Consider the following 1,388-nt stretch of genomic DNA (forward strand, 5'->3'; position numbering starts at 1 on the left):
TCCACAGTGATGATCCGAGGGCTGCTTCATCCACAGGTACGGCGTGTGCGGCTTCGGCTGCCGAGGTCGGTGCCGAGGATGAAGTGGAAGTCCCCGGGCGTCTGACCCAGTTATCCACCGGCTTCGTGCCTTTGGCCTGATCCGTCGGCATCCGGGGGCGCACGTACCGGCCGGACGGAGCGTGACCTGATAGGAGCTTGGCCGCGTCCTCGTCACTGTGTTGTCCGCCCGACCGGCGGTGCGTGCCGGCCCCATCGGTACGAAGAGAACGGAACGGCACCAATGCTAGATAGACACCGCGACGAGCACGAGATCACTGGCGGAGTGGACACGCACGCCGATACCCACACCGTCGCCGCGCTGGACCAGCTCGGACGCCAACTGGGCCACGCAACCTTCCCAGCCACATCCGCCGGCTACGGCGCACTCCTCGGCTGGCTCCAAGATCATGGGCGGATCACCGTGGTCGGGATCGAGGGAACCGGCTCCTACGGTGCTGGCCTGGCTCGGTTCCTCACCAACCACCGCGTGAAGCTCATCGAGGTCGACCGCCCGGATCGCCGCGCCCGCCGCAAGCACGGCAAGTCCGACCCCGCCGACGCGGTCGCAGCTGCCCGGGCCGTCCAGGCCGGTACCGCCACTGGAACGCCCAAGACCCATGACGGGGTCGTGGAGTCGATCCGGGCGCTACGCGTCGCACGTAGCGGCGCGATCAAGGCACGCACAGCCTCGATCAACGCGCTGCGGCAGACCCTCATCACCGCGCCAGCCGAGCTCCGCGAACAGATGGCCGGACTCGGACAGGCTGAGCTGATCGCGACCTGCGCGCGACTGCGTCCGACACCGGACCTGCGCGACCCCGCGCAAGGGATCAAGACCGCGCTGCGCCGGATCGCACGGCGCTGCCAGCACCTCAGCGAAGAGATCACCGATGCCGATCACGACCTCAAGACCCTGATCACCGCCACCGCACCCGACCTAGTCGACCAGATCGGCGTCGGCACCGAGGTCGCCGGACAACTCCTGATCACCGCTGGCGACAACCCCCACCGGCTCCGCTCCGAGGCCGCGTTCGCAGCCCTGTGCGGCGTGAGCCCACTTCCCGCGTCCTCGGGCCGAACCGACCGACATCGCCTCAACCGCGGCGGTGACCGAGCAGCCAACTGCGCGCTCTACACAGTCGTCATGGTCCGCATGCGCTACGACCAACGCACCCGCGACTACGTGGCCAGACGCACCGAGCAGGGCCTCACCAAACGAGAGATCATGCGCTGCCTCAAACGCTACGTCGCCCGCGAACTATTGCCCCTCATCCGAGAAGCACTAGGCGACACGGCACCAGCGCCCGACATCCACATTGCCGCTTGACGATCTATAGGAGCTTCAGG

1 protein-coding gene is annotated in these 1,388 nt (G+C 67.6%); it reads left to right on the forward strand.

Annotated features, from left to right (window positions below):
* Window positions 1-324: 324 nt before the first annotated feature.
* On the forward strand, window positions 325-1,368 hold the full coding sequence (locus tag ACYVJ3_RS16585) for an IS110 family RNA-guided transposase (RefSeq protein ID WP_460854185.1): 1,044 nt from the start codon (window positions 325-327) through the stop codon (window positions 1,366-1,368).
* The last annotated feature ends 20 nt before the right edge of the window (window positions 1,369-1,388 follow it).

It is taken from the genome of Nocardioides montaniterrae, assembly GCF_054782655.1.